Raw genomic sequence first — 22,750 nt, 5'->3', positions numbered from 1 at the left:
AGATAGTCCTATCCCGCCCCTGTGGCTAGCCAAGACTCCGTGGAGTCTTAGGCTTTATTGTCGCTGTCTGCCTGACGGGCGGCTGCCTCTTCAGCCAGCCACTCGGCAACCGGCTTGGCAAAGTAGGTCAGAATACCGTCGGCACCGGCACGCTTGAAGCACAACAGCGATTCCAATACTGTCTCGCGCTCTTTCAGCCAGCCGTTTTGGATTGCCGCCATGTGCATCGCGTATTCGCCTGATACCTGATAGGCAAACGTCGGTACCTGAAGCTCAGTCTTCACCCGGCGTACCACATCCAGATACGGCATGCCCGGCTTCACCATCACCATATCCGCGCCTTCGTTGACATCCATGGCCACTTCGTGAAGGGCCTCATCGCTGTTGGCCGGATCCATCTGATAGGTCTTCTTGTCGCCACCTTTGAGGTTACCCGCCGAGCCGACCGCATCACGGAACGGGCCATAGTAGTTCGAGGCATACTTGGCAGAATAGGCCATGATCTGGGTATGAATGTAACCCGCCTCTTCCAGAGCTTCACGGATCGCGCCGATACGGCCATCCATCATATCGGACGGTGCAACCACATCGGCACCGGCTTCGGCATGCGACAAGGCCTGCTTGATCAGCACCTCGGTCGTTACGTCATTCATCACGTAGCCGGTCTCGTCAATGATGCCGTCCTGACCGTGAATGGTGAACGGGTCCAGTGCCACATCCGTGATCACCCCCATCTGCGGCACATGCTCTTTCAGCAGACGAACGGCACGCTGTACCAGGCCTTCCGGGTTATACGCCTCTGCGGCACAGGTGCTTTTGAAATCCTGCGAAATCACCGGGAACAATGCAATCGCCGGCACACCCAACTTTGACAGATACTCCGCTTCTTCCAGCATCAGATCGATAGACAGGCGCTCAACGCCAGGCATTGACTCAACCGTTTCACGGCGGTTTTTACCCATCAGGATAAACATCGGGTAAATCAGATCATTCACAGAAATCTGGTTTTCTGCCATTAGACGACGGCTAAAATCATGCTTACGCATGCGACGCATACGGCGGGCTGGAAACGCGCCCTGGATAGATACAGACACTGCATACTCCTTGTATGGGTTGGTTCGCTTTTTGCTGATGATACCACTCTGTCAGGCTTCGGGCGATCCGATTGCAAAAAATGCCTGAGTCGTCGTGTAAGAACGGGCAATCACTTCAGTTGGTTCCTGATTGCGGCACTGGGCAATCACAGACGCGATATGCGGCAAGAACTTAGGTTCGTTTCGGCTGGACTTGGGCTTCGGCCGGTAGTCCCGCGGCAACAAATACGGACAGTCCGTCTCGATCATCAGGCGGTTATCCGGAATATGGTGCACGATCTCGCGCAGCTCGGTCCCCCGCCGCTCGTCGCATACCCAGCCGGTAATACCGATATGCAGGTCCATCGCCAGGCACTCCTTCAGTTCGGTCGCGGTGCCGGTAAAGCAGTGCAGGACCGCGGCTGGAAGGCGGTCACGCCACGGCTTCAGGATCGCCAGAAACCGTTCATGGGCATCACGGCAGTGCATGAACACGGGCATATTGAGCTCCGCCGCCAAGGCCAGCTGCGCCTCAAAGACCGCTTCCTGCTGCGGCCGCGGCGAGAAGTCTCGATTGAAGTCCAGCCCGCATTCACCGATTGCCACCACTTCCGGCTCTGCCGCCAGCTGGCGGATAGCCGGCAGGGCCAAATCAGAGACCGTTTTGGCATCGTGAGGATGTACCCCGGCCGTACTGTAGCAATACTGCGGCCATTGGCGGGCCATCGCCTGCGCCTGACGGCTCTCTTCGATACAGGTTCCGGTCAGCACTAAGCCTTTGACGCCAGCCTCCTTCGCCCGTTCAACCACCGCCTCGCGATCCTTGTCAAAACGACTATTGGTCAAGTTGACCCCGATATCTATCATGTGATCATCCATCTCTGAAATTTGTATAAAAAAACCGGCCAGCGGCCGGTTCTTCTGTCATGCATTACGCTTATTGCTCGTCATGTTCCGCGTCTTCCTCTTCTCCGTCACGAATATAGAAACGAGAGAAGAACAAGCCAACCTCAAACAGCAAGCACATCGGAATGGCCAGCAATGTCTGCGAAATAATGTCAGGCGGCGTCAGCATCATCCCCACCACAAAGGCAGCCACAATGATATATGGCCGCTTCTGCTTCAGGCTCTGCGGATCGGTCGCCCCGGTCCAGCACAGCAGAATAATGGCAACCGGGATCTCAAAGGCGATACCGAAGGCCATAAACAGTGCCAGAACAAAGTCGAGGTAGCTGGCAATGTCTGTTGCAACCTGTACCCCGTCCGGCGCAATGCTGGTAAAGAAACCAAACACGAGCGGGAACACAACAAAATAAGCAAAAGACACCCCGGCGTAGAACAGCAACGAGCTGGAAAACAGCAACGGCATGATCAGCTTACGTTCGTGTTTGTACAGGCCCGGTGCAATGAAGCCCCACACCTGATACAAAATCATAGGTACAGCAACAAACACTGAGGTAACCAAAGTGAGTTTTATTGGTGTAAAGAAAGGCGATGCCACATCCGTTGCAATCATCGTCGCCCCGTCGGGCAGACGCTCGACCAAAGGTGCCGACAAAAACGCATAAATGTCGTTGGCAAACCAGACCAGACCAAGAAAAACCACTAAGACACTCAAAATGGAACGCAGCAGCCGATTACGCAGCTCTACCAAATGGCTGAATAACGGTTGCGTTTCTTCGACTGTAGACATAGTGATGTAATTTAATCCTGCTTTTGAGAAGTCGTTGCTGAGGTGTGCTCGTTTTTCTCAGCATAGGGACGCTGCACATCCGCGGCGGCTTGTTTCAGCTCTTCCACCGAATCACGCAGTTCAGGCGACAAGTCCTTCATTCCCATTTGCTCGGCCTTCTTCAGATTTTCCTGCAATTCCTGAATTTTCAGTTCTTGCGACAGTTCATCTTTCACCGAATTAGCCATATTACGAGCAGCGCCAACCCAGCGCGATACCGAACGGATCGCGACGGGAAGACGTTCCGGCCCCAGTACTACCAATCCCACCACCGAGATCAGTATTAACTCCCAGAACCCGATATCAAACACGCGTTAAACCTGCTCTTTGTCTTTCTGGCTCTTTTGAGCCTGCTCACCCTGCTGATCATCAGCAAGTTTCTTTTGCTCGAAATCCGCGTCAGCGTCTTTCTTGGCTGCCGAGTCATCTTCACCGATCGCTTTCTTAAAGCCCTTCACGGCAGAACCCAGATCACCGCCCAGCGAGCGAAGTTTCTTGGTACCGAAAAGAAGCACAATGATCAATGCAATGATAAGCAATTGCCAGATACTAATACCACCCATGCTTGTTTTACCTCAGCTAATTGTGGTTGATAACAAAAACGATATGTTTAGGCTGCATACTTTACCTGCTATTTGCGGCAAGCACGCCACCCAAGTAACCAAAACGTGACCCCCGTAACGGCCGAGACCGCTGGATAAGTTTCAACATGATTACTAAAAAGTATGGCAGAACATACAACCAAGGTTGCACCTATACCAAAATAGAACCTTGCCAGGCCCTGATAACGCCGACTGTCCATAAAGTTGTCGTAGAGTGTATCAATCCGTTGGTTCAGCGCATTGCCCTGGCGCAAACTGTCATACAGTAATTCCGGCAGCTCCGGTAATTTTTCAGCCCAGAACGGAGCCCTACTTTTAACACCATCAATCACGGCCTGTGGTCCAACCTGACGGGACATCCAGTCTTCCAGGAAGGGTTTGGCCGTATCCCACAAGTCCAGCTGCGGGTAGAGCTGGCGCCCTAATCCTTCTACATACAACAGGGTCTTCTGCAGCAGCACCAGCTGCGGCTGTACTTCCATGTTGAAGCGGCGCGCGGTATTAAACAGGTTCAGCAGCACATGGCCAAACGAAATTTCAGCCAGCGGCTTTTCAAAAATAGGCTCGCACACCGTGCGGATCGCGAACTCGAAGTCATCGATGTTGGTGTCTTTCGGTACCCAGCCGGAATCAACGTGCAGCTCGGCCACTTTCCGATAGTCTCGGTTAAAAAAGGCCAGCAAGTTTTCAGCCAGGTAGCGCTTGTCTTCCCGGTTGAGGGTGCCGACGATACCACAATCGAGCGCAATCCACTGCGGATTTTCCGGGTTTTCTCGTGCAACAAAAATATTACCCGGGTGCATATCGGCATGGAAGAAACTGTCGCGGAACACCTGGGTAAAGAAGATATTCACCGCATTTTCGGACAACAGCTTCAAATCTGTGCCATTAGCCACCAATGCATCGACATCAGAGACCTGGATACCGTAGATGCGCTCCATCACCAGCAAGCGCTCGCTGCTGAGATCGGTATATACCTCCGGCACATACAGCATATCGCTGTCTTCAAAGTTGCGGCGCAGCTGAATACCGTTAGCCGCCTCGCGCATCAGGTTCAGCTCGTCCAGCAGGGTCTTCTCGTACTCCCGTACCACCTCGACCGGGCGCAGGCGGCGGGCTTCCGGCAACGCCCGCGATAAAATACGCGCCATCCGGTACATCAGCTTAATATCGGCTTGGATCACCGGCAAAATATCCGGACGGATCACCTTAAGTACGACCTTGCGGCCATCCGACTTCAACGTCGCAGTATGAACCTGGGCGATAGAGGCAGATGCCAGCGGCGTTTCGTCAAAATCGTCAAACCAGGTTTCCAGCGGTCCGCCCAGCGACTGCTCCATCTGCTGCTTTGCCAGCTTACCGTCAAACGGGGCAACCTGATCCTGTAGCATCGCCAGCTGATCGGCGATATGCGGCGGAAACAAATCCCGGCGGGTCGACATCATCTGGCCGAACTTGATCCACACCGGTCCCAGCTCCTGCAGCGCCAGCCTCAGGCGGACACCCAGCGGTTTGTCGGCATGCTGGTTCTTGATCCAAAACAGTGACTTGCGAGCCATTTTCGGTGCTTTAACCCGCGGATCGTCAGGCAGAAACTCATCCAGCCCGTAGCGTAGCTTCACTGTGGTAATTTGATAGAGGCGTTTAAACTCCGAATAGGTCATCATGATTTAGCGTCGCCCCAGCAGCTGATCAAGGCGGGCCTCGAAGCGGGCAACATCCGATTTCAAATCATCGACCAGATCGGCAAAGTGGGCTATCTCCAGCGCCTGCGGCGCAAGCTTCCATTCTTCGGTGATCACTTCTGCCAAATCGCGCTGACGTCGCCTGGCTCCCTGACGAATACGCTGCGCGCCAGTTTTCAGCCCGCTGACCAAAGTGTGGGCAACAATATCACCGGTATATTGCGACAGCTTCTCTTCCACATCCGGCTTTAGCCCGCTCAGCAATGCCGAGAACTGCTGGGCCAGCTGGATATCGCCTTCCAGCGCCAGCTTGTCGGCCTTGATCATCTGAGTCAGGTTGGCCTGCTGACGTAGCTCCGGCAGCACGGTCAGGTTCAGTGCAAGTTCGCAGTCCACCTCACCTTCATAGACTGCCAGTACGTCGATTTGCTGACTGAAAATAAAGATCAGCTTCTTGCCAAACTCATTAATGGTTACGCTAATGACTTTGCCGCGCAGACGTCCCAGACGACGCTGACTCTCGGCGTCGTCCTTTAACAGGGTATTTAGCGAGGTTTCTACCGCGCCGGTAACAAAAGCATCGAATGGCATAATGTCCTCAGAACTTGTAGCCGCGGTGCAGGGCAACAATACCGCCCGTCAGGTTGTAGTACTGGGTCTGCTCGAAACCGGCATCCTTCATCATACCTTCCAGCGTATCCTGATCCGGGTGCATTCGGATAGACTCGGCCAGATAGCGATAGCTTTCCGCATCATTGGCAATCAGTTCGCCCATTTTCGGTAGCAGATGGAAAGAGTAGGCATCGTAGACCTTAGACAGCGGCTCAAGCTGCGGCTTGGAAAACTCCAGCACCAACAGGCGGCCACCCGGCTTCAGTACCCGGAACATCGAGCGCAGTGCCTTGTCTTTGTCAGTCACATTACGCAGACAGAAGCTAATGGTAATACAGTCAAAGTAATCATCCGGGAACGGCAGCTCTTCGGCATTGGCCTGCACATAACCGACGTTACCGACGATGCCGATATCACGCAGCTTGCTGCGGCCGACTTTCAGCATCGAGTTATTAATATCCGCCAGTACAACCTGGCCGTCTTCGCCGACGATACGGGAAAACTTAGCTGTCAGATCACCCGTACCACCACCGAGGTCCAGCACACGATGGCCACGGCGAACACCACTGCAATCAATGGTAAAGCGCTTCCATACCCGATGGATACCCATCGACATCATGTCGTTCATAATGTCGTATTTCGCGGCTACGGAATGAAATACTTCCGCGACCAGATCCGCTTTGTCTTCCTTGGCTACAGTACGATAGCCAAAATGGGTCGTATCTTGTGTGGTGTCCGTCATGCTATATCCGTCATACTATATGTGTTTAATTATCCGGCTTAGTGTACTTGATGGCTGCGGTTTGCTCAAAGCACTACGGTAAATCATTTGCAACCGAGGCCACGGGCGATAATACCGACGGTATGTTTTCTTCCGTGGCAGCGACCGCTGCTTGTGCCAGCTCGGCCAGAGCAGGGCTGATATCCCGCTTGACCTCGACGCCCAGCAACTTGAAGCTTTCAGCCTGGCGGATCACATTGCCGCGCCCTGTCGCCAATTTATTCATTGCTCCCTGGTAGCTCAGGTTCGCTTTGTCGAGCGATGCCCCGACCGCTTCCATATCCGTCACGAACAGGCGCAGCTTGTCATAGAGCTTGCCGGCCCGCTCGGCAATTTGCTTGGCATTCTGGTTCTGCCGCTCGTTACGCCACAGGTTATTGATCGTACGCAGAGCCACCAGCAGAGTTGTCGGGCTGACCAGCATGATATTTTGATCCATGGCATCACGGATCAGGCTCGGGTCGGCTTCGACTGCCGCCTGAAAGGCCGGTTCGACCGGGATGAACATCAGTACGTAGTCCAGGCTGCGAATACCATGCAGCTGGTGATAGTCCTTACGGCTCAAGCCGCGCATATGACTTCGCACCGATGCCACGTGCTCGCTCAGGGCCAACTCCTGCTCGGCCGCTGTCTCGGCATTGAAGAAGCGTTCATAGGCAACCAGCGACATCTTGGCATCGACCACCACGTCCTTCTCCTGTGGCAGGCGCACAACCACATCCGGCTGGTAGCGCTTACCCTCTTCGTTTTCCAGGCTGATCTGGGTCTGGTACTCATGGCCTTCCCGCAACCCGGATTCGCTCAGTACCCGGGCCAGCACCACTTCGCCCCAGTTCCCCTGCGCCTTGTTGTCCCCTTTCAGGGCCTGGGTCAGGTTGATCGCCTCACGGGCCATCTGTTCGTTGAGCTGCTTCAGGTTATTGATCTCATGCACCAGAGTGTGGCGCTCACGGGCTTCCTGGCTGAAATTGTCGGTCACCTGCTTTTTAAAGCCCTCCAGCTGCTCTTTGAGCGGGCTGAGCAGGTGCTCCAGGCTGAGCTTGTTCTGCTCGTCGACGGTTCGGGTTTTCTGTTCGAACAGCCGGTTGGCCAGACTTTCAAACTGGACCCGCAACCGCTCTTCGGCATTTTCCAGCAAGGCAATCTTGTCATCTGCTGCTCTTTGCTCTTCGAAATGACGGGCCTCCTGCTCGCGCAGATCCGCCTCTAACCCGGCATTGGCCAGCCGGGCATTCTCCAGCTGTTCGGTCAGGTACTGTTTCTCATTTTTCAGCGCTTCGAAATGGCGCATTTTTTCCAATGCCGCCGCCAGACGGGCATGCATCTGGCGCAACTCGGACGTCAGGCGGTCCCGCTCGACATCCAGTTCATCGAGATCCTGGTTTCGCTCTGCAAGCTGAGCCTGATAATGCTGTTCCTGACTTTGGGCCAGGCGGGCATCCGCTTCTGCCTGCTGGCGGAGCAATTGCGCTTGTTGCTGCCAGCGGCCTTTCATCCATAATGCCGTGATCACACTGGCTACGGTTGCTCCGGACAGTGCTGCAACAACAGCCAGCTCCGCTCCTGTGAGCCACTCAGTTATCATGATTTCCAACCCTAATTAATAGCGAGAATGATGACTGTCAGACGAGCTCATTCTCGATTTATTCTGTGCTAAAGGCTAAGTGGATACTGGATAAATGTCCAGCTATTATGGCCAGTAAAGCGGCCAGGAACGGGAGCTGCAATCCGTCAGGCAGAATGATTGGGCTTGCTGTCACAGCCTGAGAAACCGCGATCTGGTCGGGCTATCGACAATCGAATAGACTGCGCTCTAGGCCTATTGACCTAAATATTATGAATAACCCGTGCTGCGACTTCTGATATAAAAGCAGACAAAAAGATGATGGATGAATGATGAACGAACGTTACGCTCTCGGATATGGGTTGGCAGCAGTTCTACTCTGGTCGACGGTTGCCACGGCATTTAAGATCACCCTTGATTTCTTCAGCCCGATCCAAATGATGGTGGCTGCCAGTGTGGTCTCCGCTATCGCACTGATAATTATTGCTTTCTTTCAGGGCAAGCTACATCTGCTGGGCCGCACGTTCATGGCCCGCCCTTTCTATTATCTGCTGCTCGGCTTGATCAATCCCTTTGCCTATTATCTGATCCTGTTCAAAGCCTATGACCTATTGCCGGCCTCGCAGGCCCAACCCCTCAACTACAGCTGGGCCATTACCCTGACTCTGATGGCCGCGGTGTTTCTCGGCCAGAAAATTCGCAAACAGGACTGGGTCGCCTGTGGCTTAGGCTACCTGGGTGTGGTGGTGATCGCGACCAAAGGCGATATCATGGCCTTGCAGTTTGATAACCCTGCCGGGGTCGCGCTGGCACTGTTATCCACCCTGCTGTGGGCCATGTACTGGATCCTCAATGCCAAGAACCAGGCCGATCCCGTACTGGGCGTATTGCTCGGCTTTTTGGTCTCGCTGCCTTTCTCTGTCGGCCTCAGCCTCTATCTCGGCAACTGGCCAAGCGTGCCGTGGCAAGGCTGGCTTGCTGTCAGCTATGTCGGACTGTTTGAGATGGGCGTGACGTTCGTCCTGTGGCTCAATGCCCTGAGGCTCACCCGCAACACAGCCCGGATCAGCAACCTGATCTTCATTTCGCCATTTATCTCCCTGCTGTTGCTGGCAACCATCATCGGCGAAGAAATCCACCCCTCGACCCTTGCCGGACTGGTGCTGATTGTCTGCGGACTGCTGATCCAACAATGGAAAGGCAAAAAAAAGCCTGCCACAGCGTGACAGGCAAATCATAGAAGGGTTGTCGAGACCCAGCGCCCTGCAGGGAAAAGGCGTCTAGTTATAAATTCAGTGTTCTTAGCTGGTTGTTGCGACAGCATGCCAGCGGCGACCCAGCTTTGACCACAGGATCAACAGACCGGGAACCAATAACCACATCTGCAGCGTCAGCAGCATCGGCGGGGTTAAATCCAGACGCTGAGTCAGGCTCACCATCATGCCGGCACCGCTCATCTGGAACAGCCCCAGCAATGCCGCCGCCGTGCCGGCACGGTCACCGAACGGTGCCAGCGCCTTACCTGCCGCCGAGCCCAAAACAAAGGCAAAACCAAAAGACGACATAAAGATAGGCACCATAAAGGCCCATGCCTGGTGAATACTGCTCAGTACCAGCATCGCCGCACCGGAGCCAATCAGCATCAGCAAACCGAGGTTTAGGGTGTTGCGGGTACCAAACTTATCCATGTATTTGGGTGCTACCATACAGGCCAGAATATTCAGGGCAGCATTCACTCCGAACCACATTGTAAACTGTCCCATGCTCTGTCCCTGCTCCACCATCAGCCATACCGGTGCCGAGGTCACATAGGCCAGAATCACCGCCATCGACAGCATACAAAGCGTAGCGTGGAACAAAAACACCGGCTCGCGCAGCACCGACATATAGCGTTCAGCACTGAACAGCACACCATCAACCTTGGTTTCCGCCGGGCGTGTTTCCTTGAAAAAGACGGTCAGGAAGGTACCGGCTACCAGGGCAAAACCAGCCATAAAGCTGAAGTTCGAACGCCAGCCAAATTCATGGGTCAGCCACGAACCCAGCAGCGGTGCCAATGCCGGAATAAAGCAGATCGCCCCATTGAGGTAGCTGATCATTCGGCCGCTACGCTCAGGCCCGAAGCTGTCGCGAACGGCGGCAAAGGCAGCCACCGAGGTTGCACAGGCGCCGAACCCCTGCAGCAGTCTAGCCACCAGCAATAAATCCAGTGTCTGCGCCCAGTACGCCATCGCCGCACTGAGGGCATAAATACTTACTCCGCCCAGAGCAATAGGGCGACGTCCAAAACGGTCAGCCAGCGGGCCTGCCAATAGCTGTCCCAGGCCGAGGCTAAACATAAACCAGGTCACCGTATCCTGAACCCGGGTGGCGTCAACCGCGAAGGTCTCAGCCATCGCCGGCAGGGCGGGCAGGTAGATATCGATAGCCAGTGGGCTAAACAGGACAAGGGTGACCATCAGGGCAACCAACCTTGTTCCGGACTGCGTGTTTTCAGGCTTCATGTGACTTTCCTCTCTTGTTATGGCGGCAGTCTAAGCCCTTAGAGATATGAACAGAAATGGTTTATATTCAAATCAGAATTTCCATTCTGGAATATCACTCTGCCTGAGGTTTTGTTGTGTCTTTTGAAAAACTTGCCCGTATCGATCTCAACTTGCTGGTTTGCCTCCATGTCCTGCTGGAAGAACGCAGTGTGACCCATGCCGCCAGACGGCTTAACCTCAGTCAGTCGGCGGTCAGCAAAAGTCTGACACGCCTGCGCGAGCAGTTTAGCGATCCGCTCTTTACCCGTACCGCCCACGGTATGGCACCAACTCCCCGGGCGCAGGCGCTGCTTCCCCTGCTCGATCACCTGCTGCGAGAAGTCGAACTGCTCACCGCCCCGGCAGAGTTTATTCCCGAGACCAGCGAGCGCCATTTCAAAATGGCCCTGGTCGAGAGCGCCTACCCGCTTTTTCTGCCGCAGTTCTTGGGGGAGATTTTTGCCAAAGGACCCAATATCATTCTCGATACCCAGGCATGGGAGCCCAATACCTTTGATCGGCTCCAGCGGGGCGAAATTGATTTCGGGATCACCGGCAAGGATCTCAACCCCAAGGACGCGATGCTGACCCTGATGCCGCCGAAAGGAATTGTGTTCCAGGAGTTATGCCGTGATACCCAGCGCTGTATTGTCCGCCAGGGCCACCCTATCCTGTGCCAGACCGACAGGGAGTGGGATCAGGACTACTACCTCGAACAACGCCATATCCAGGTCCGCTGCGGGCAGGACGATCGCTGGCTGCTGGACTACAAACTGGCCGAGAAAGGCCTGCACCGTGACATCGCGATGTACGTGCCCGATTTCAACAGTGCCGCCAGTTTATGCACCCATACCGATCTTGTATTTACCGCCCCGAGCCACTTTGCCCATTACATCACCGCCCAGCTCGATCTCGTGGTATTACCGCTTCCACCAGAACTTCCTGCTATGGCATACACGCTTTTCTGGCATCAACATCAAGAAAAAGACCTTGGACACAGTTGGTTAAGGGAGTTAATCATCAGCCGATGTCGTGATTTGTCTACCACCTAATTGCAGCCGACTTGCAAAAGCGCTAACGTTATGGCCGCAGCCTGAACAACTCAGTGCAAGGCAACCTGTCTCATTACTCGTCGCCTTGCTTTGATTTCTTCAGGTTGGCATTCATTCCGTCATTCAGACGGCGGCAAAAACAAGGAACCTCAAAACATGCAAGAAGTTATCTCACAACGTGTTGAGCAGATCCGCCAGTGGTTGGCCGACAACCAGCTAGACGCTTTGCTTATTCCTCATGAAGATGAATACCTCGGCGAATATATCCCGGCCCATAACGAACGTTTGCTGTGGGCAACAGGCTTTACGGGATCGGCCGGTATGGCAGTGATCACGCGTGAAAAAGCAGCTGTATTTGTTGACGGTCGCTATGTTGTTCAGGTCCGTAAGCAGGTACCGGGCGACGTTTTCGAATACCGCCATCTGATTGACGAGCCACCGGTCCAGTGGACCCAGGATAATCTGGCTGCCGGCAGCAAAGTGGCTATTGATGCCCGCCTGCACAGCGGCGCCTGGCTGGCTCGAACCACCGAAAGCCAGGCCGGAGCCCTTGAGCTTGTTTGTGTTGATGCCAACCCTATCGATACCCTGTGGCATGACCGTCCGGCAGCGACCCTGTCCGATGCCAAACTGATGGGTCTGGATTTCGTGGGCCAGAGCAGCGCCGACAAGCGCAGCAACATTGCAACCGAGCTAAAAAAACAAAAAGCCGAAGCGGCCCTGCTGACTCAGGTAGACAGCATCGCCTGGCTATTGAATGTCCGCGGCAGCGATGTACCTAGCCTGCCGGTATTGCTATCAACAGCAATCATCCATGCTGACGAGAGCGTTGACTTCTACATCGACCCGGCGCGTCTACCTGCAGAGTTTGCCGCCCATGTCGGTGAAGGTGTCCGTATCCATAAGCCAGAAGCACTGGAAGCGGGCCTTCAGTCTCTGAACGGCAAACCGGTATTAATTGACCCGGCCACCAGCAACGCCTGGGCCGCTCAGGTACTGCGTGATGCCGGTGCCAGCCTGATTGAAGCAGCCGATCCATGCCTGCTACCTAAAGCGGCGAAAAACCCGACAGAAATTGCCGGCATGAAAGCCTGCCATATTCGCGATGGTGTCGCTGTCTCCAAGTTCTTGGCATGGGTTGATGCCCAGGTTGCAGCAGGTAACCTACTGGACGAAGGTACGCTGTCTGACAAGCTGTGGCAGTTCCGTATTCAGGACACCAGCTGTACAGATGTGAGCTTCGATACAATTTCGGCCGCCGGCGGCAATGCTGCCATGTGCCACTACAACCACCTGAACCAGCCGGAGCCAAGCGTTCTGGAAATGGACAATGTCTACCTGGTTGATTCAGGCGGCCAGTACCCAGACGGTACAACAGATATTACCCGTACCATCGCTATCGGCCAGCCGGGTGACGAGGTCAAACAAACCTTCACCCTGGTACTGAAAGGCCATATTGCCCTGGCTACGGCCCGGTTCCCGAAAGGCACCACCGGCTCCCAGCTCGATGCACTAGCTCGCCAGCACCTATGGGCACACGGTTTTGACTATGACCACGGTACCGGTCACGGTGTCGGTCACTTCCTGAGTGTCCACGAAGGCCCGCAGCGCATTGCCAAAGTACACAACCCAACCGCCCTGCTACCGGGTATGGTGCTATCGAACGAGCCGGGTTACTACCGCGCCGATGCCTTTGGTATCCGTATCGAGAACCTAGAACTGGTTGTTGAAGTAGAAACTGCTGGCGATATGACAGTCATGGGCTTTGAGTCACTGACCCGCGCCCCTATCGATCGCCGCCTAGTCGATATGAGCCTGCTGACAGATGTCGAACTGGCATGGCTAAACAACTACCACAAGGCAGTGTTCGAGGTTATCAGCCCGGCACTGGAAGGTGATGATCTAGCTTGGCTGGCACAGGCAACTGCACCGCTTAAGCGCTAACAGCTCATCTCAAGCTGTAGATACCACAACGCCCGCATTCTCGCGGGCGTTCTTATATAGACTGTTCAGTATTTGGCTCTAGTACAAAGAGGAAGCGCGGAGTTTATAGATATAGAGCCAAATAACAACTGTCCGCTAACCCGAGTAGGCATGGTGCCAGTCCTTCCACACCACCTCGAAGCCATGCTTTTTGACCGCCTCCGCCACAGCGGCAGCCGAACGTTCATCACTGATCGAGAACTGCTCCAGTTCCGGCTCGTCATCGGCATAGCCGCCCGGCTGTGTTTTCGATCCGGCCGACATGCTGGTTACCCCTAACGGCAACGCATTATCTCGAAACTGTGGCGACTCACGGGTCGATAGCGACAACTCCACTTCCGGGTTAAACAGCCGGTAGGCACAGATCAGCTGTACCAGTTGGCGATCATCCATAACGGATTTGGGCTGCAAGCCCCCTTCACAAGGTCTTAGCCGCGGAAACGAGATGGAATAGCGGGTCTGCCAGTAGGTGCGCTCAAGGTAGTCGAGGTGGCTGGCGACATAGAAACAGTCCGTGCGCCACTCTTCCAGCCCGATCAGGGCACCTATGCCTATCTTGTCAATCCCGGCCTTCGCCAGGCGATCCGGTGTTTCCAGCCGGTATTCAAAGTCCATCTTGTTGCCCCGCAAGTGATGCTCGGCGTAGGTTGATGCGCTGTAGGTCTCCTGGTAGACCATCACCGCGTCCAGCCCCAAGGTTTTCAGCTCGGCGTACTCATCCTGGTCCAGCGGCTGAACTTCCATGGCCAGATAGCTAAACTGCTCTTTGACCGCCGGCACCGCTTCACGGAAATACGTCATCCCGACCTTGCGCTCATGCTCGCCGGTCACCAGCAGCACACTGTCAAAATTCATCGCTTTGATAGCCTGACATTCTCGGGCGATTTCAGACTTAGTCAATGTCCGGCGCTTGATCCGGTTCTCCATCGAAAAACCGCAATAGGTACAGGCATTGGCACACAGGTTCGACAGATAGAGCGGCACATAAAAGGAAACCGTATGGCCGAACCGCTTGCGGGTCAGCGCAGCCGACTGCTGCGCCATTTGTTCCAGGTAGGGCTCGGCCGCAGGCGAGATCAAGGCCTTAAAATCCTCCAAATCGCGCTTGGGTTTGCGCAGGGCACGCTCGACATCCGACGCCGTTTTACTGTAAATCGACAACCGGATATCATCCCACTCAAGCTGCTTCCAGACATCAACGTAACTCATGCCGTTCCCCTATGCGCTCTGATCCAAAAAAGCCGTCAGCGGGCTGGAGGCTATCGCATGGTTAACCGTACCGGCCAGCCCTGCTTCATAGGCCATGCGACCACTTTCAACAGCCAGCTTGAAGGCCTTGCCCATGGCAACCGGATCGGCCGCGGCCGCAATCGCGGTATTGACCAACACCGCATCGGCCCCCATCTCCATCGCTTCGGCGGCATGGGAAGGAGCACCAATACCGGCATCGACTATTACCGGCACCCGCGCCTGATCGATGATGATTTCCAGAAAGTCACGCGATGCCAGTCCCTTGTTGGAACCTATTGGAGCCCCAAGCGGCATCACCGCCGCACAACCGGCCTCTTCCAGCCGTTTACACAACACCGGATCGGCATGGCAATAAGGCAATACGATAAAGCCTTCACGCACCAGTTCTTCAGCAGCTGCCAGAGTTTCAATCGGATCGGGCATCAGGTATTTCGGGTCCGGGTGAATTTCCAGCTTCAGCCAATTTGTTCCCAGCGCTTCGCGCGCCAGTTTTGCGGCAAAGACGGCTTCTTTTGCATTCTTTGCACCCGAGGTATTAGGCAGCAAGTTCACCCCGGCAGCCACAAGCGGAGCCAAAATATCATCATCACGATTTTCGATATCGACCCGCTTTAAGGCCATGGTGACCAGCTCTGACTCGGAGGCTATGATAGAGTCCGCCATTGCCTGACTGTTGGCATATTTTCCCGTGCCGGAAAACAGGCGGGATGAAAACGTCTTGTCTGCAATAGTAAGCATTTAGCCTCCGGCAATAGCTTGGAATAAGGCAATACGATCGCCCGTATTAAGTAATGTGCTGTCCCACTCGCTGCGGACAACAATATCGTCATTCAGCGCCACCGCCGTTGCCTGCAACGGCATTTCCAGCATGGTTAGCAACGCTGTCAGGCTCTGTCCTTCCGGGCATCTCACAGGTTTGTCATTGACCTGTACCTGAATGACGGATGTTGTGTCTGTCATAATTCGTTATTCTCCTGTGCCACATACCGGGCACCGTTTATCTTGAGCGAGGTTGAACCTCTGCCATGCCATCGTCAGCCCGTCGAACTGCTGCAGGGCACCAAAAGCGACCTCGCCAGCACCGGTGATCAGCTTAATCGTCTCCAGCGCCTGCATGGTTCCCATCATGCCAACAACCGGGCCGGCAATACCGGAGTTGCTGCAGTTCTGCGGCTCCTGCGGCGCATCTGGCTGCCATGGAAACAGACAGTGATAACAAGGCCCCTGGCCCTGACGAAAATCAAAGGCCATCAACTGTCCCTGCCAGCGAATCGCGGCGCCTGATATCAAGGCTTTGTTGGCACGAAAACAGGCGCGGTTAACCGCATGGCGCGTTTCAAGGTTATCGGAGCAATCAAGCACGACATCTGCCAGCGCTACTTCCATCGCCAGTCTCTGATCGGCAAGCCGAACCTGGACCGGACGAACCCGAATTTCCGGATTCAGCGCCTTGAGCTGTTCTGCCGCCGCCTGTACCTTGCTTTGCCCCTTGTGGCTGTCACGGTAGATCACCTGACGCTGCAGGTTCGAGCTGTCGACCTCGTCATCGTCAGCAATAATAATATTGCCGACACCGGCCCCGGCCAGATACAGCGCAGCCGCCGAACCCAGCCCGCCGGCACCGACCAGTAACACCTGCGCTTCAACCAATAACTGCTGACCCTGCTCGCCGATCTCAGGCAGCATGATCTGGCGGTTATAGCGTAGAAACGCCTGATCACTGAGCATCATCGCCACCCTTGGTATGCTCATGGCGAACCAACAACTGGTTAAAGGCGTCAACCGCAACCTGGGTATCGTCGGCCTGAGTCACCGCGCGAACCACCGCCACGCTGCTGACACCGGTGCGCCAGACTTTTTCAGCCCGAGCCAAGTCAATGCCGCCAATGGCCACGGTAGGGAACTGATCACCAATCAGCTTCTGGTATAGCGCCAGACGATTCAGCCCCTGTGGCTTGGACGGCATCTCTTTGGTCGTAGTCGGGAAGATATGTCCCAGCGCGATATAACTCGGCGCGAACTCGACCGCCCGCAAAATTTCATAATAGCCATGGGTCGACAGCCCCAGGCGCAAACCGGCCTGCTGGATTGCCTGCAAATCAGCCGTTTCCAAATCTTCCTGCCCAAGGTGGACCCCGTAGGCCTGATGCTTGATAGCCAACTGCCAGTAATCATTCACATACACCTGGGCCTGATGCTGGTTTCCGGCAGCAATGATTTGCTTAACCTGGGCTTCCAGAGTCGGCTCGGCCGGATCCTTGATCCGCAGCTGAGTGGTGGTCACTCCCATCGATAGCAAGCGCTCCACCCACTCCGCCGAATCCACTACCGGATACAGTGCCAGCTTGGCAGGATCTGTCGCGGCAAAAGGTGCTACCGCCACTTCCTTGCTACTCCAGCCGAGTTTATCCACTTCCTGATGATTGGCGGTGAGCGGACGCGGGAACAACTCACGGTTCATTGGCCAGCCCGTTTCACCATAGCCATCCGCATGACTTTCAAAGTAACCGCGGGCATGGGCACGAGACAGCGTGACCGCATCTTCCAACGGATAATCCAGCGCCAACGCGGCCAGCAACATGGCACGCTGTGGTTCACTGGCACCGGCATGGTGGCAATAGACGGCTCTCGCCTCGCCATTGTGGTGCCAGATATCGACACAGCCCTTTTCGGTCGGCAAACCGCAAATCACCAAAGACGGGTCAGCAGCCACTTGCTGCTGTATCTCGCAAAGTTCCGGATAAGGTGCAATCCACTGATCCAGCACCTTATAACCGGCAATATCAGCCTCAGCCTGGTTAAACACCAGGCTGAACTGACGCTCTTCGATCTGAATATCGACAGTCTCCGACTCGCTCCACTCCACACTCACCTGCTCGCCCAGCTGATATTTATCAGCCGCGGCAAGCAAAGGTTCCACATGCATCAGCAGTGGCGTTAAACTATCGGGTAAACATAAAGAGCTCATTAACTATCCTCTTGAACAGGGTGATATAACTCACTACCTCGAGCCCGGAATTCATCGGCTTTCTGCTGCATACCTTCGAGAGGATCATCAAGCAGCTTGATGGCCTGCTCCTCGTTCTTTTCCAGATCGCTGGCATAATCCCTCACTTCCTGCGAGATCTTCATCGAACAAAATTTGGGTCCACACATTGAACAGAAGTGAGCCACTTTTCCGGACTCCTGAGGTAGAGTTTCATCATGATAGGCGCGCGCCGTATCCGGGTCTAAACCTAGGTTAAATTGATCTTCCCAGCGAAATTCAAAGCGCGCTTTAGACAATGCATTATCACGAACTTGGGCACCCGGATGACCTTTTGCCAAGTCTGCCGCATGAGCACATAGCTTGTACGTGATCAGACCCACTTTTACATCGTCTTTATTAGGTAATCCCAAATGTTCCTTCGGTGTGACATAACAAAGCATGGCACAGCCGTACCAGCCAATCATCGCCGCACCAATCCCCGAGGTGATGTGATCATAGCCAGGCGCAATATCGGTAGTCAGCGGACCAAGGGTATAAAAGGGCGCTTCATGGCAATGCTTGAGCTGCTCTTCCATGTTTTCTTTGATCATGTGCATCGGGACATGACCCGGGCCTTCAATCATCACCTGCACATCATATTCCCAGGCAATTTTGGTTAGCTCACCGAGAGTGCGTAATTCGCTAAACTGAGCTTCGTCATTGGCATCAGCCACCGAGCCCGGACGCAAGCCGTCACCCAGTGACAAGGCAATGTCGTACTGGGCACAGATTTCGCAGATCTCGCGAAAATGCTCATACAGGAAGCTTTCCTGATGATGAGCCAGACACCACTTGGCCATGATAGAACCACCACGGGAGACAATCCCCGTGACTCGCTTGGCTGTCATCGGGACATAACGTAGCAAGACACCGGCATGGATCGTAAAGTAGTCGACCCCTTGCTCAGCCTGCTCCAGCAGCGTGTCGCGGAAGACTTCCCAGTTCAAGTTCTCGGCGATCCCGTTCACCTTCTCCAGTGCCTGATACATAGGAACCGTACCGATCGGTACCGGGCTATTGCGGATGATCCACTCTCGGGTTTCATGGATGTTACGACCGGTAGACAGATCCATCACCGTATCGCCGCCCCAGCGGGTCGACCATACCAGCTTCTCCACCTCTTCCTCGATAGACGAGCTCACGGCGGAATTACCAATATTGGCATTCACCTTTACCAGAAAGTTACGGCCAATGATCATAGGCTCGATTTCCGGGTGGTTGATATTGGCAGGAATAATAGCGCGACCTTCTGCCACTTCCCGGCGAACAAATTCCGGCGTGATCTCTTCCAGCAAGTTGGCCCCAAAGCTGATCCCCGGGTGCTGCTGGTTCAGGGCTTCGTCACGATACTTGGCCCGGCCCATGTTTTCTCGGATCGCGATAAACTCCATTTCCGGCGTAATGATCCCCTGGCGAGCATAGTGCAATTGGGTTACGCACTTACCCGCTTTGGCACGGCGTATACGGTTCGCCTCGGCAAAACGCAGTTCATCCAGCGTTTCATCGGCCAGGCGCTCTTTGGAATAAGCGGAGCTGAGCTCATCGAGTAACTCGGTGTCGGCACGCTCGGCAATCCAGTTTTCGCGTACTTTCGGTAGCCCGGCATAGATATCAACCGCTTGCGCCGGGTCGGTGTAATAGCCCGAGGTGTCATAAACACGCACCGGCTCATTCGGCTCGAAGACAGGCTCTTGTTTTGTACCGCCGACCAAACTATCCGACAGCGATATCTCGCGCATTGGCACCTGGAGATCAGAACGGCTCCCTTGCACATAGACTTTCTGGGAGTTGGGGTAAGGTTGGGCAGTCAGTGAATCAATAAATTGTTTAGCTTCCAGTCTCGCTTGTTTGCGACTCGACATAGCAATTTCCTTTATATTCCATATAGGGGGAAGTTGCTTGACGGATTGGTGCTTAAACAAGAGGCGTACACGTAGGGTGTGCAGCGTCATCTGGTACCGCAGCTACAGTTTTATGGTTCATAAAGGTGCAGCTAAACAGAAGATTTTTCTCTTGTTCCCTTCGCAGGTATTAGCCTGATCAGGTTCTACGGATCCCGCAATGCGGTCTCAGCCAGTTGGCACTCCGACAAGTTGAGAGAAGAGTATAGGTAAGCAGGCTATCAGCAGCAAGAGCAATCGACAGAAAATGTTTAGCGGATGTAAAAACAATTCGGGCCGCACTGTCATGCGGCCCGATAATTATCTGGTGTACTTTTTCACCACTGTTTTAAGCAAGGACGAATGCGTATCTCGTAACTCACCTAACTTATGGGTGATTGTCGGCGCTCCATCCAGGTCAAACAATTTCGGCACAGCCACTCTTTGGGAAGAATAAATACCGGTATGACCGCTAAAGTAATAGGCGGTATAACAGGCAATGGCGAAATACAGCATATGGTCGGCACCAAACAGCTCGATCCCCATAATGGTACAAGCCAGCGGTGTATTAGTGGCCGCAGCAAACACAGCCAGGAACCCTAGTGCTGCAAACAGATCGACAGGAGCACCCAGCAGCCAAGCCATGGTATTGCCGAGTGTCGCCCCGACAAAGAACAGCGGGGTTACCTCACCGCCTTTATAACCGGCAGCCAGAGTAATCGCCGTCAGCAGTAGCTTTAGCAACCAGCTATACCATTCCGCGCCGCCTTCGGTAAATGCACTAAGGATACTGACTCCCCCTTCCCGGCTCGAATAAACACCGAGGCCGATATAGTCATAGTTACCGATCAACTGCACTGCGCCAATCACGATCAAGCCACCCACGACAACAATCAGGTAAGGGTTCTTCAGCGTCGCTTTGAAAATGTCTTTAAACACATGGGTCAGCTCACCAAACAGGTACCCAGCCAAACCAAAAGCAATGGCCGCCAGCACAATCTTCGCGATCATCACGATATCGACTTTGATGGCATGCTCGAACAGCGTGATGGTCTCCAGGAAGTCTATCCGGTAATGCGTATGGTGCGCCCCCCACGCGCTGCATACAACATCTGCCAGAATGGCAGCAAATAGAGCAGGAATAATAGCATCGTAGCGCAAGCGACCAATCGCCAATACTTCAAGGGCAAAAATAGCCCCTGTCAGCGGTGTACCAAACACCGCACCAAAGCCAGCAGCGACACCGGCTATTAATATCAGACGCGTATCGGCTTCGTTCAGTTTAAACACTCGGGCTAGCCAATGTGTTGTCGCCCCGCCAATCTGCACTGCGGTCCCTTCACGCCCGGCTGAACCGCCAAACAAATGAGTGATCACTGTCGTGATTAATACCAGCGGCCCCATACGTGTAGGGATGCCTGCGCCAGGCTCATGGATTTCGTCCATGATCAGGTTATTTCCACCTTCGGAGTTCTTACCGAGGTTACGGTAGCAATACACAATGACAATGCCTGCTAGCGGCAATAGGTAAATCAACCACGCATTATCGATTCGTGTTTCAGTGGCGAGGCTAAGGATCCACAGGAAAAAGGCATTTAGAGAGCCGACAATAACGGCAACAGGGATAATAAGAAGCGTCCATCTCAGGATCTGGACAAAAGTTTTAGGATTAGCGCTTAGTGGGTGTGCCATACCAAGTTTCTATCTCATTTGGGAATATGTTCAAGGATAGATGCTATGGCAAATGACCGGGCCCCACCATAGACGGATCTATCCTACTACAGCAGGAGTCATCATCTCAGTCGAGCGGTTAAAGGTGGAACTCCATCACCCGTTACTAACAGTGGCTGTTAGCAACAACTGTCGTATGCTATCGGTAATTCCCAGATGCAACAAGCGTAAAATGCATGTTTACCCATTTGGGTTGACCTTGAACAACTTTCACATCGTCCAGATACAGCAAAGCCCCGACATTTCTGTCGAGGCTTTTATATGTGGCAGGGGTGGAGAGATTCGACCGGGCTGGCGATCCAGCTCCCAACATTGCTTCGCAGAAGCAACAGATGAAATTACGAAGTAAATCAAACTTCGATACTGCATATACGAAAAAGGCTCCAGCATTTCTGCTAGAGCCTTGAATGTGGCAGGGGTGGAGAGATTCGAACTCCCAACACGCGGATTTGGAATCCGCTGCTCTGCCAATTGGAGCTACACCCCTGTAGTGCTGTTTTCAGCGACTTCCCAGAATTTAACTCATTCCTTAGGAAGTGATGAGTATTTTATACAGCTAGCCGAGAATTACCAGAGTTAATTCAAGAATAATTAAAATTTACATCCAAATGCACGGATAACAATCAAATCATTCATTTAGCGTTCAATCTCTGATTTTTCTCAAGGTACTCATCCACAGGCTACAGTGCCGCTTGTGCCTTTTTCTTCTTGTAGACGGCGAACGCCACAACTGCAGGACCGACAACCAGCATTCCCATTCCCAGACAGGCAAGTGCTGTCATTACCAACATTTCGAACTCAGACATATTGAACCTCATTGACTTTACTTTGTAGTTATCGGCCTTTATTCAGAGCCTGTTATTTATACGTTACAGGTACAAAATGATAACAAGAAAAACAAACAAAACAATCGGTTAACAATTAACAGACCGAGCATAAATATGAATAGACCAAAGATAAATATATAGAATTGTATAAATTAGCAGCGTTGCTAATACACGGTTATGATGAGGATGCGAAGGGAAAGGCTGATGTATATCTCAGTACCGCATAGAGAAACGAAAAAAGGCCACCTTTTCAGGTGGCCTTCTCTCTATATTTGGAGCCTGGCGATGTCCTACTCTCACATGGGGAGACCCCACACTACCATCGGCGCTATTACGTTTCACTACTGAGTTCGGCATGGGATCAGGTGGGTCCATAATGCTATGGTCGCCAAGCAAATTCGTTTTATTACCTGCCGTAGCAAGT

The 22,750-nt window shown here is 53.7% G+C and carries 21 protein-coding genes, 1 tRNA gene, 1 rRNA gene and 2 riboswitches; of the genes, 3 read left to right on the top strand and 20 right to left on the bottom strand.

What is annotated here, in order from left to right:
- Window positions 1-47: 47 nt before the first annotated feature.
- The 9 genes from hemB to rmuC form a co-directional block, all read right to left on the bottom strand.
- Window positions 48-1,094, bottom strand: a complete 1,047-nt coding sequence (hemB, locus tag EIZ48_RS20685) for a porphobilinogen synthase (RefSeq protein ID WP_160655676.1) — start codon at window positions 1,092-1,094, stop codon at window positions 48-50.
- Between the two features lie 51 nt (window positions 1,095-1,145).
- A complete protein-coding gene (gene tatD / locus EIZ48_RS20680) occupies window positions 1,146-1,940 on the bottom strand; it encodes a 3'-5' ssDNA/RNA exonuclease TatD (protein ID WP_160655672.1) in 795 nt (264 codons plus the stop codon).
- 70 nt (window positions 1,941-2,010) lie between these two features.
- Window positions 2,011-2,766, bottom strand: a complete 756-nt coding sequence (tatC, locus tag EIZ48_RS20675; protein ID WP_160655670.1) for a Sec-independent protein translocase subunit TatC — start codon at window positions 2,764-2,766, stop codon at window positions 2,011-2,013.
- Window positions 2,767-2,777: 11 nt separating this feature from the next.
- A complete protein-coding gene (gene tatB / locus EIZ48_RS20670; protein WP_075762133.1) occupies window positions 2,778-3,116 on the bottom strand; it encodes a Sec-independent protein translocase protein TatB in 339 nt (112 codons plus the stop codon).
- 3 nt (window positions 3,117-3,119) lie between these two features.
- Window positions 3,120-3,368 (bottom strand): Sec-independent protein translocase subunit TatA, encoded by a 249-nt coding sequence (tatA, locus tag EIZ48_RS20665; RefSeq protein WP_160655667.1) that lies wholly within the window; start codon window positions 3,366-3,368, stop codon window positions 3,120-3,122.
- A gap of 68 nt (window positions 3,369-3,436) precedes the next feature.
- Complete coding sequence (gene ubiB, locus EIZ48_RS20660; protein ID WP_160655864.1) at window positions 3,437-5,071, bottom strand: ubiquinone biosynthesis regulatory protein kinase UbiB; 1,635 nt, start codon at window positions 5,069-5,071, stop codon at window positions 3,437-3,439.
- A gap of 6 nt (window positions 5,072-5,077) precedes the next feature.
- A complete protein-coding gene (locus EIZ48_RS20655; protein WP_160655664.1) occupies window positions 5,078-5,683 on the bottom strand; it encodes a ubiquinone biosynthesis accessory factor UbiJ in 606 nt (201 codons plus the stop codon).
- 7 nt (window positions 5,684-5,690) lie between these two features.
- Window positions 5,691-6,446: a bifunctional demethylmenaquinone methyltransferase/2-methoxy-6-polyprenyl-1,4-benzoquinol methylase UbiE gene (ubiE, locus tag EIZ48_RS20650; RefSeq protein WP_075762130.1), complete on the bottom strand. Its 756-nt coding sequence runs from the start codon at window positions 6,444-6,446 to the stop codon at window positions 5,691-5,693.
- Window positions 6,447-6,519: 73 nt separating this feature from the next.
- Window positions 6,520-8,070 carry a DNA recombination protein RmuC gene (rmuC, locus tag EIZ48_RS20645; protein ID WP_240153046.1) on the bottom strand — a complete coding sequence of 517 codons (1,551 nt, stop codon included), beginning with the start codon at window positions 8,068-8,070 and terminating at the stop codon, window positions 6,520-6,522.
- A gap of 311 nt (window positions 8,071-8,381) precedes the next feature.
- On the opposite strand from rmuC, the gene EIZ48_RS20640 reads away from it, so the two are divergent.
- Complete coding sequence (locus EIZ48_RS20640) at window positions 8,382-9,275, top strand: DMT family transporter (protein ID WP_160655861.1); 894 nt, start codon at window positions 8,382-8,384, stop codon at window positions 9,273-9,275.
- A 75-nt stretch (window positions 9,276-9,350) separates the two neighbouring features.
- On the opposite strand, the gene EIZ48_RS20635 is transcribed toward EIZ48_RS20640, so the two are convergent.
- Window positions 9,351-10,553 (bottom strand): multidrug effflux MFS transporter, encoded by a 1,203-nt coding sequence (locus EIZ48_RS20635; protein WP_160655661.1) that lies wholly within the window; start codon window positions 10,551-10,553, stop codon window positions 9,351-9,353.
- Between the two features lie 116 nt (window positions 10,554-10,669).
- Between EIZ48_RS20635 and EIZ48_RS20630 the strand changes: the two genes are divergently transcribed.
- Complete coding sequence (locus EIZ48_RS20630) at window positions 10,670-11,626, top strand: LysR substrate-binding domain-containing protein (RefSeq protein WP_160655658.1); 957 nt, start codon at window positions 10,670-10,672, stop codon at window positions 11,624-11,626.
- Between the two features lie 156 nt (window positions 11,627-11,782).
- Complete coding sequence (locus EIZ48_RS20625; protein ID WP_160655655.1) at window positions 11,783-13,570, top strand: aminopeptidase P family protein; 1,788 nt, start codon at window positions 11,783-11,785, stop codon at window positions 13,568-13,570.
- 135 nt (window positions 13,571-13,705) lie between these two features.
- Here the strand turns inward: EIZ48_RS20625 and thiH are convergent, their stop codons facing one another.
- From thiH to rrf, 10 genes are all read right to left on the bottom strand, one after another.
- On the bottom strand, window positions 13,706-14,818 hold the full coding sequence (gene thiH / locus EIZ48_RS20620; RefSeq protein WP_160655653.1) for a 2-iminoacetate synthase ThiH: 1,113 nt from the start codon (window positions 14,816-14,818) through the stop codon (window positions 13,706-13,708).
- A 9-nt stretch (window positions 14,819-14,827) separates the two neighbouring features.
- The gene (locus EIZ48_RS20615; RefSeq protein WP_160655651.1) at window positions 14,828-15,598 is read right to left on the bottom strand and encodes a thiazole synthase; all 771 of its coding nucleotides are present in this window, start codon (window positions 15,596-15,598) and stop codon (window positions 14,828-14,830) included.
- Complete coding sequence (gene thiS / locus EIZ48_RS20610) at window positions 15,599-15,820, bottom strand: sulfur carrier protein ThiS (RefSeq protein WP_160655648.1); 222 nt, start codon at window positions 15,818-15,820, stop codon at window positions 15,599-15,601.
- 6 nt (window positions 15,821-15,826) lie between these two features.
- Window positions 15,827-16,588: a HesA/MoeB/ThiF family protein gene (locus EIZ48_RS20605; protein ID WP_160655858.1), complete on the bottom strand. Its 762-nt coding sequence runs from the start codon at window positions 16,586-16,588 to the stop codon at window positions 15,827-15,829.
- Window positions 16,578-17,828 (bottom strand): thiamine phosphate synthase, encoded by a 1,251-nt coding sequence (locus EIZ48_RS20600; protein ID WP_160655644.1) that lies wholly within the window; start codon window positions 17,826-17,828, stop codon window positions 16,578-16,580. The genes EIZ48_RS20605 and EIZ48_RS20600 overlap by 11 nt, the downstream gene beginning before the upstream one ends.
- Window positions 17,828-19,750 (bottom strand): phosphomethylpyrimidine synthase ThiC, encoded by a 1,923-nt coding sequence (thiC, locus tag EIZ48_RS20595; RefSeq protein WP_160655641.1) that lies wholly within the window; start codon window positions 19,748-19,750, stop codon window positions 17,828-17,830. The genes EIZ48_RS20600 and thiC overlap by 1 nt, the downstream gene beginning before the upstream one ends.
- A gap of 138 nt (window positions 19,751-19,888) precedes the next feature.
- Window positions 19,889-19,986, bottom strand: a riboswitch (TPP riboswitch).
- Window positions 19,987-20,089: 103 nt separating this feature from the next.
- The gene (locus EIZ48_RS20590) at window positions 20,090-21,460 is read right to left on the bottom strand and encodes a voltage-gated chloride channel family protein (protein WP_160655638.1); all 1,371 of its coding nucleotides are present in this window, start codon (window positions 21,458-21,460) and stop codon (window positions 20,090-20,092) included.
- Window positions 21,461-21,545: 85 nt separating this feature from the next.
- Window positions 21,546-21,609, bottom strand: a riboswitch (Fluoride riboswitch).
- Between the two features lie 300 nt (window positions 21,610-21,909).
- Window positions 21,910-21,986, bottom strand: a tRNA-Trp gene (locus EIZ48_RS20585).
- A gap of 193 nt (window positions 21,987-22,179) precedes the next feature.
- Window positions 22,180-22,305, bottom strand: coding sequence for a hypothetical protein (locus EIZ48_RS29775; protein ID WP_275690384.1), 126 nt, complete (start codon window positions 22,303-22,305; stop codon window positions 22,180-22,182).
- A gap of 298 nt (window positions 22,306-22,603) precedes the next feature.
- A 5S ribosomal RNA gene (gene rrf, locus EIZ48_RS20580) occupies window positions 22,604-22,719 on the bottom strand.
- Between the last annotated feature and the right edge of the window lie 31 nt (window positions 22,720-22,750).

Source organism: Photobacterium alginatilyticum (assembly GCF_009910675.1).
GTDB lineage: Bacteria > Pseudomonadota > Gammaproteobacteria > Enterobacterales > Vibrionaceae > Photobacterium > Photobacterium alginatilyticum.
Note: the sequence above shows the minus strand (reverse complement) of the source record. Positions and strands in the feature narration are given on the sequence as shown.

Excerpts from the sequence above, each read along its gene's own strand:
- tatD (WP_160655672.1), bottom strand. The coding sequence starts at position 1,940 with ATGATAGATATCGGGGTCAACTTGACCAATAGTCGTTTTGACAAGGAT.
- tatC (WP_160655670.1), bottom strand. The coding sequence starts at position 2,766 with ATGTCTACAGTCGAAGAAACGCAACCGTTATTCAGCCATTTGGTAGAG.
- tatA (WP_160655667.1), bottom strand. The coding sequence starts at position 3,368 with ATGGGTGGTATTAGTATCTGGCAATTGCTTATCATTGCATTGATCATT.
- ubiB (WP_160655864.1), bottom strand. The coding sequence starts at position 5,071 with ATGACCTATTCGGAGTTTAAACGCCTCTATCAAATTACCACAGTGAAG.
- EIZ48_RS20655 (WP_160655664.1), bottom strand. The coding sequence starts at position 5,683 with ATGCCATTCGATGCTTTTGTTACCGGCGCGGTAGAAACCTCGCTAAAT.
- ubiE (WP_075762130.1), bottom strand. The coding sequence starts at position 6,446 with ATGACGGACACCACACAAGATACGACCCATTTTGGCTATCGTACTGTA.
- rmuC (WP_240153046.1), bottom strand. The coding sequence starts at position 8,070 with ATGATAACTGAGTGGCTCACAGGAGCGGAGCTGGCTGTTGTTGCAGCA.
- EIZ48_RS20640 (WP_160655861.1), top strand. The coding sequence starts at position 8,382 with ATGAACGAACGTTACGCTCTCGGATATGGGTTGGCAGCAGTTCTACTC.
- EIZ48_RS20635 (WP_160655661.1), bottom strand. The coding sequence starts at position 10,553 with ATGAAGCCTGAAAACACGCAGTCCGGAACAAGGTTGGTTGCCCTGATG.
- EIZ48_RS20625 (WP_160655655.1), top strand. The coding sequence starts at position 11,783 with ATGCAAGAAGTTATCTCACAACGTGTTGAGCAGATCCGCCAGTGGTTG.
- thiH (WP_160655653.1), bottom strand. The coding sequence starts at position 14,818 with ATGAGTTACGTTGATGTCTGGAAGCAGCTTGAGTGGGATGATATCCGG.
- EIZ48_RS20615 (WP_160655651.1), bottom strand. The coding sequence starts at position 15,598 with ATGCTTACTATTGCAGACAAGACGTTTTCATCCCGCCTGTTTTCCGGC.
- thiS (WP_160655648.1), bottom strand. The coding sequence starts at position 15,820 with ATGACAGACACAACATCCGTCATTCAGGTACAGGTCAATGACAAACCT.
- EIZ48_RS20605 (WP_160655858.1), bottom strand. The coding sequence starts at position 16,588 with ATGCTCAGTGATCAGGCGTTTCTACGCTATAACCGCCAGATCATGCTG.
- EIZ48_RS20600 (WP_160655644.1), bottom strand. The coding sequence starts at position 17,828 with ATGAGCTCTTTATGTTTACCCGATAGTTTAACGCCACTGCTGATGCAT.
- thiC (WP_160655641.1), bottom strand. The coding sequence starts at position 19,750 with ATGTCGAGTCGCAAACAAGCGAGACTGGAAGCTAAACAATTTATTGAT.
- EIZ48_RS20590 (WP_160655638.1), bottom strand. The coding sequence starts at position 21,460 with ATGGCACACCCACTAAGCGCTAATCCTAAAACTTTTGTCCAGATCCTG.
- EIZ48_RS29775 (WP_275690384.1), bottom strand. The coding sequence starts at position 22,305 with ATGTCTGAGTTCGAAATGTTGGTAATGACAGCACTTGCCTGTCTGGGA.